This is a genomic window from Limnohabitans sp., assembly GCF_030158565.1.
Lineage (GTDB): Bacteria > Pseudomonadota > Gammaproteobacteria > Burkholderiales > Burkholderiaceae_C > Limnohabitans_A.
The window spans coordinates 1-5,962 of record NZ_JAOASQ010000067.1 but is presented as its reverse complement, the minus strand read 5'-3'; the positions used below and the strand labels follow the sequence as shown (position 1 = coordinate 5,962).

Sequence of the window (5,962 nt, the reverse complement as noted above, 5' to 3'; positions counted from 1 at the left end):
TGAAAGACCCGGCCGCTGGCATCAACATGATCCAGACCGCCGAGAACCTGGCCAAAAAATACAACATCACCCGCGAAGAGGTGGACCAGTTCGCCTCTGACTCATTTGCCAAGGCCGTGGCCGCGCAAGAAGCGGGTTTCCACGCAGGCGAGATCGTGCCCGTGGTCACCGAAAAGTTCGAACTCGACGGCTACAAAGCCCGTGGCATCAAGTTGCAAGGCAAGGTGACCGAAGTGGCCACCGACACGCACCCCCGCATTTCGCCACCCGAAGTGCTAGCCAAGCTCAAGTCGGTGTACGAAGGCGGCGTGCAGACCGGTGGCAACAGCTCGGCTTTGGTCGATGCGGCGGCCGCTTGCGTGGTGACTTCTGGCGCGTATGCCAAAGCGCAAGGCAAAAAGCCTCTGGCCCGCGTGGTGGCTGCGGCCGCCGTGGGCGTGCCGCCCGAGATCATGGGCATTGGCCCTGCGCCAGCCATTCGCTTGTTGCTGGAGCGCACAGGCCTGAAATTGTCCGACATCGGCCGCTTTGAAATCAACGAAGCGCAAGGCGCACAAACCCTGGCCGTGGGCCGCGAGCTGGGTCTGGACTTGTCCAAGCTCAACGTCAACGGCGGCGCGATTGCGCTGGGCCATCCACTTGCAGCCACCGGCGTGCGCCTGACCATCACCCTGGCGCGCGAACTCAAGCGCTCGGGTCTGCGTTACGGCATCTCCAGCGCCTGCGTGGGCGGTGGGCAAGGCATTGCGCTGCTGATTGAGAACCCTGAAGGCACTGTGGCGTGATTGACCAATGCGTCATGGCGTCAAAACGTGGGCACGCATCTTTATTTGTCCTCATTCCCGCGAACGCGGGAATCCATGCCTTCGATGCGCATGGATGCCCGATCAAGTCGGGCATGACAAAACCCCATCGAGACACAACAAAAAGGAACTGACATGAACATCCAAGGACAAGCAGCACTGGTCACCGGCGGTGGCTCCGGCTTGGGCGAAGCCACAGCCCGCGAACTGGCCCGGTTGGGCGCCAAGGTCGCGGTGCTCGACCTCAACATGGACAACGCCGAGCGCGTGGCCAAAGACATCGGTGGCCTGGCGGTCAAATGCAATGTGAGCGATCCGGACAGCATGCAGCATGCCATCGAGACCGCAGCGGCCGCGCACGGCCCCGCCCGCATCCTGATGCAGATCGCGGGCATCGGCTCGGCCAAGCGCGTGGTCGGCAAGGACGGCAATGCCGCCCCGCTGGAAGACTTTGCCAAGGTGATCAACGTCAACCTGATCGGCACCTACAACGCTGCGCGACTGTTTGCCGCCGCTTGCGCCAAGCTCGACCCCATGGAAGATGGCGCTCGTGGTGTGATGGTCTTCACGGCATCGGTCGCGGCTTTTGACGGCCAAGTGGGCCAGCAGGCCTACAGCGCATCCAAGGCCGGTGTGGCAGGCATGACCCTGCCCATGGCCCGCGACTTGGCACAACACGGCATCCGTGTGTGCACCATCGCCCCCGGTCTGTTCAAAACGCCTTTGATGGAAACTTTGCCCGAGCCCATCCAGCAGTCGCTGGCCGCCAGCATCCCCTTCCCGGCACGTTTGGGCAAGCCCAGTGAGTTTGCCGAATTGGCTTGCCACATCGTCAGCAACGACCACCTGAACGGCGAGACGATTCGCCTGGACGGCGCGCTGCGCATGGCCCCCCGCTGAAACCACCACGACATGCGTGCACCTCACACATTTGTCATACCCGCGCAGGCGGGTATCCATGCCTTCGATGCGCGTGGATGCCCGATCAAGTCGGGCATGACAAATGAAAAACCTGTTCACGCCAACCTAGAGACCCCAGATGAGTAAAACCGTTGTTTACGAAGTGCAAGTGATGTTCGGTGACTGCGATCCCGCAGGCATCGTCTTCTTCCCCAACTTCTCCAAATGGATGGACGCTTCGTCGCTGAACTTTTTCGTCAAGTGCGGTGTGCCGCCTTGGCGCGAACTGGTCAAGACGCGCGGCATCATTGGCACGCCGCTCCTGGAGATCAACACCAAGTTCATCCGCCCCGCCACCTATGGCGAAACCATTCAGGTGCACACCAGCGTGCAGGAGTGGCGCGAGAAAGTCATCGTGCACAAGCACGTGGTCATGCGGGGCGACACCGTGCTGTGCGAAGGCACCGAAGTGCGCGCCTTTTGCATCAAGCACCCCGAAGACCCGGACCGCATCAAGGCGATCCCGGTGCCCGAAGACATCAAAGCGCTGTGCAGCTGAACACCCCAAAGGACTGAGCATGTATTACGAACCCGGCGTCACCCCCCATGGATTGCCGCACGACCCGTTCAAGTCGTGCGTGATCCCGCGCCCGATCGGCTGGATCTCGACGGTGGATGCCCAAGGCCGCCACAACCTGGCGCCTTACAGCCAGTTCCAGAATGTGAGCTTTGATCCGCCCATCGTCATGTTCAGCGCCAACCAGACCACGCAAGGCGAGCGCAAGGACTCGGTGCGCAACGCCGAGCAAACCGGCGAGTTCGTCTGGAACATGGCCACCTATGCGCTGCGCGATGCGGTCAACATCTCAGCCGAAGAAGTCCCCCACGGCGTGGATGAGTTCGAGCGGGCAGGCCTTGAGAAACTGCCCAGCCGCTTGGTCAAGCCCATGCGCGTCAAGGGTTCACCCATCCAGTTTGAGTGTGTGTACCTCAACAGTCTGCGCTTTCCCGGCAAACCGCCCATGGGCACGGCCGATGTGGTGTTTGGCCGCGTGGTGGCGATCCACATCGACGACGAAGTCATCAACGGCCAAGGCCTGATCGATGTGCTCAAGATCCAGCCGCTGGCGCGTATGGGTTACTACGACTACACCTTTGTAGACAATCAATTTCAAATGGTCATCCCTGGCAACAGCAAAGCTTTGCTGGCCGGGCTGGAAGGCTCAGCGGACAAAGCCGCACAGTCGTCCAAACTCCGTTGACTGCACGACCACCCCACGGCTCAACATTTTTTCAACCCGTTTTCCAACCACCCCTCCGAGGAGACAAGCATGAAACTCAAGAAAACCCTGCTGGCTTTGGCCATCACCGCCGTGTCCAGCACCGCTGCACTGGCCGATATCAAGATTGGCGTGAGCCTGTCCTTGACCGGCCCTGGCTCCGGCCTGGGCATCCCGATGCAAAAACAGCTGCAGCTGTTCCCCAAGACCTTGGGCGGTGAAAAAGTCCAGCTGATCATCCTGGACGATGCCACCGATCCCGGCAAAGGCGCTGCCAACGCACGCCGCTTTGTGACCGAAGACAAGGTCGACCTGATTTTTGGCTCCTGCATCACCGCCGTGGCTGCCGCCATGACCGACATCGCTGCTGAAGCCGGTACCGTCCAGATCGCCGGTTCACCCGTGGGTGTGCCCCCTGGCAAAGACAAGTGGCTGTTCCGCCTGCCCCAGTCCAACACCGTGATGGGCCACGCCGTGGTCGAGCACATGAAAAAGCAAGGCGTCAAGACCGTCGGCTTTTTGGGCTACACCGACGCCTATGGCCAGCAGTGGCTGGACGCAGTTGGCCCCATGCTGGACAAAGCCGGCATCAAGCTGGTGGGCACCGAGCGTTTTGCCCGCACCGACACCAGCGTGACGCCGCAAGCACTCAAGCTGACCTCGGCCAACCCCGATGCGATGCTGGTCGTGGCTTCGGGCTCCGGCGCCGCCATGCCACAAATGGGCCTGGTCGAGCGCGGCTACAAAGGCAAGGTCTACCAGACACACGCTGCGGCCACGCCAGACCTGTCCCGCGTGGGCGGCAAGTCGGTCGAAGGCACTTTTGTGGTGTCCGGCCCTGCACTGTTGGGCGACCAACTGCCCGACAACCACCCCTCCAAGAAACTGGCTTTGGACTTCGTGCAGAAGTTCGAAAAAGAGTTCGGCGCGAACTCACGCAACCAGTTTGCCGGTCACTCCTACGACTTCCAGGTAGCGGTCGAAAAAGCCGTCCCCATGGCCCTCAAGAAAGCCAAACCTGGCACACCCGAGTTCCGCGCCGCTGTGCGTGACAGCCTGGAAACCATGGGCCGCACCGTGTTTGCACACGGCGTGATGAACTGGACGCCTGCCGACCACTGGGGTTACACGCTGGAAACCGGCGTGATGACCAAAGTGGTAGATGGCAAGTTCAAGGTCGAATAAGACCTGACCCCGTCCACAGGGGGCCCACTTTGCGGGCGCCCACCCCTGTGAATGCTTGAGCGATTGCCGTGCGCCCGTCCCTGGGGCGGCGCACGGCAACTGTTCACTCGGGCTCCCGCTGTTTTTCCCCCAAGGCTTCCCATGGACTTTTCCATCGCCAGCATCTTGCTGCTTGACGGTGTCACCAATGGTGCGATCTATGCCCTGCTCGGGCTGGCCACTGTGCTGGTGTTCACCGTCACCCGCGTGATCTTCATCCCCCAAGGCGAATTCGTTGCCTATGGCGCACTCACCCTCGCCATGCTGCAAACCGGCAAGACGCCCGGCACGGTCTGGTTGTTGCTGATACTGGCCGGAGTGGCCTCCCTGATGGAGTTGGTTGAACGCTGGCGTCACCACGGCAAGCCCTTGCGCGCCCTGCGCTCGGCCTTGAAAACCCTGGTGTTTCCCGTGATCGTCTCGCTGGCCGCCATTTGGGCGGCACCGCACATGTTCCCGCTTTGGGTGCAAGCCTTGCTCAGCGTGGCCATCGTCACCGCTTTTGGTCCGCTGGTTTACCGCGTGGCCTACCAGTCGCTCGAAGCGGCCACGCCATTGGTGCTGCTGATTGTGTCGGTCGGCGTGCACTTTGCCATGACAGGCCTGGGCCTGTTGTTCTTTGGCGCAGAGGGCTTTCGCAACCCGCCGTTCTGGGACGAGCGCTTTGCCCTCGGCCCCGTCATGCTCTCGGGTCAGACCGTGATCATCTTCGGCGTCTCGCTGGCCCTGATCGTCTTGCTCTGGCTCTACTTTGAGCGCTCCTTGCGCGGCAAGGCCCTGCGCGCCACCGCCGTCAACCGCACGGGAGCGCGCCTGATGGGCATCTCCAGCCACACCTCGGGCCAGCTGACCTTCCTCATGGCCGCCCTCATTGGCGCGCTGTCGGGCCTGCTGATTGGCCCCACCACCACCGTGTTTTACGACTCGGGTTTCCTGATTGGCCTCAAAGGCTTTGTCGCCGCCGTGATCGGTGGCCTGGCCAGCTACCCCGGCGCGCTCGTGGGTGCCCTGTTCGTGGGCATCGTCGAATCGTTTGGCGCTTTCTGGGCCAGCGCCTTCAAAGAGGTGATCGTCTTCACCCTGATCCTGCCCATCCTCCTCGTGCGCTCGCTGCGCAGTGGCCACTCGGACGAGGAACACTGACATGAACAAACAAAAACTCTCCATCTGGCTGTTGGCCGCAGCGGTCCCTCTGATCGCCCTGGCCCCCCTGCCCGACTTCTGGATTGCCCAGCTCAACTATATCGGTCTGTATGCACTGGTGTGTCTGGGCCTGGTGCTGCTGACCGGTGTGGGCGGGCTCACTTCTTTCGGCCAAGCGGCCTTTGTGGGCATCGGTGCCTACACCACCGCCTGGCTCACGCTCAACACCGGCATGTCGCCGTGGCTGACCTTGTTCGTGGGCTTGGCCTTGACCGCCGTCAGCGCGCTGATCGTGGGTTTCATCACGCTGCGCATGTCGGGCCACTACCTGCCGCTGGCCACCATCGCCTGGGGCCTGGCCTTGTACTACCTCATGGGCAACCTCGACGCTTTGGGCAAATACGACGGCTTGCTGGGGCTCAAAAGCCTGTCCATCGCTGGCACAGACATCGGGCAGGGTCGCCTGTTCTTTGTGCTGACCTGGGCCATCTTGATAGCCGGTGCTGTGGCCTTGCTCAACTTGCTGGATTCACGTCCGGGACGTGCCATCCGTTCGCTCAAGGGCGGCTCGCAAATGGCCGAGGCCATGGGCATCAGCACCTTCCGCTACAA

7 protein-coding genes are annotated in these 5,962 nt (G+C 61.9%); all 7 read left to right on the top strand.

Features of this window, described 5'->3' with window-relative positions:
• Positions 1–785: thiolase family protein (locus Q1W40_RS13760; protein WP_300713017.1), on the top strand; the 785-nt coding region annotated here is incomplete at its 5' end.
• Positions 786–938: 153 nt separating this feature from the next.
• Positions 939–1,703, top strand: a complete 765-nt coding sequence (locus Q1W40_RS13755; protein ID WP_300713015.1) for an SDR family NAD(P)-dependent oxidoreductase — start codon at positions 939–941, stop codon at positions 1,701–1,703.
• A 139-nt stretch (positions 1,704–1,842) separates the two neighbouring features.
• Complete coding sequence (locus Q1W40_RS13750; protein WP_019430319.1) at positions 1,843–2,262, top strand: acyl-CoA thioesterase; 420 nt, start codon at positions 1,843–1,845, stop codon at positions 2,260–2,262.
• A 19-nt stretch (positions 2,263–2,281) separates the two neighbouring features.
• On the top strand, positions 2,282–2,965 hold the full coding sequence (locus tag Q1W40_RS13745; protein ID WP_300713011.1) for a flavin reductase family protein: 684 nt from the start codon (positions 2,282–2,284) through the stop codon (positions 2,963–2,965).
• Between the two features lie 69 nt (positions 2,966–3,034).
• Positions 3,035–4,168 (top strand): ABC transporter substrate-binding protein, encoded by a 1,134-nt coding sequence (locus tag Q1W40_RS13740; protein WP_300713009.1) that lies wholly within the window; start codon positions 3,035–3,037, stop codon positions 4,166–4,168.
• Between the two features lie 141 nt (positions 4,169–4,309).
• Entirely contained in the window at positions 4,310–5,350 is a 1,041-nt protein-coding gene (locus tag Q1W40_RS13735; protein WP_300713007.1) for a branched-chain amino acid ABC transporter permease, read from the top strand.
• A 1-nt stretch (position 5,351) separates the two neighbouring features.
• Positions 5,352–5,962: branched-chain amino acid ABC transporter permease (locus Q1W40_RS13730; protein WP_300713005.1), on the top strand; the 611-nt coding region annotated here is incomplete at its 3' end.

What these genes read in the sequence shown, in the direction of transcription:
- Q1W40_RS13755 (WP_300713015.1), top strand. Translation starts at nt 939, where the DNA reads ATGAACATCCAAGGACAAGCAGCACTGGTCACCGGCGGTGGCTCCGGC.
- Q1W40_RS13750 (WP_019430319.1), top strand. Translation starts at nt 1,843, where the DNA reads ATGAGTAAAACCGTTGTTTACGAAGTGCAAGTGATGTTCGGTGACTGC.
- Q1W40_RS13745 (WP_300713011.1), top strand. Translation starts at nt 2,282, where the DNA reads ATGTATTACGAACCCGGCGTCACCCCCCATGGATTGCCGCACGACCCG.
- Q1W40_RS13740 (WP_300713009.1), top strand. Translation starts at nt 3,035, where the DNA reads ATGAAACTCAAGAAAACCCTGCTGGCTTTGGCCATCACCGCCGTGTCC.
- Q1W40_RS13735 (WP_300713007.1), top strand. Translation starts at nt 4,310, where the DNA reads ATGGACTTTTCCATCGCCAGCATCTTGCTGCTTGACGGTGTCACCAAT.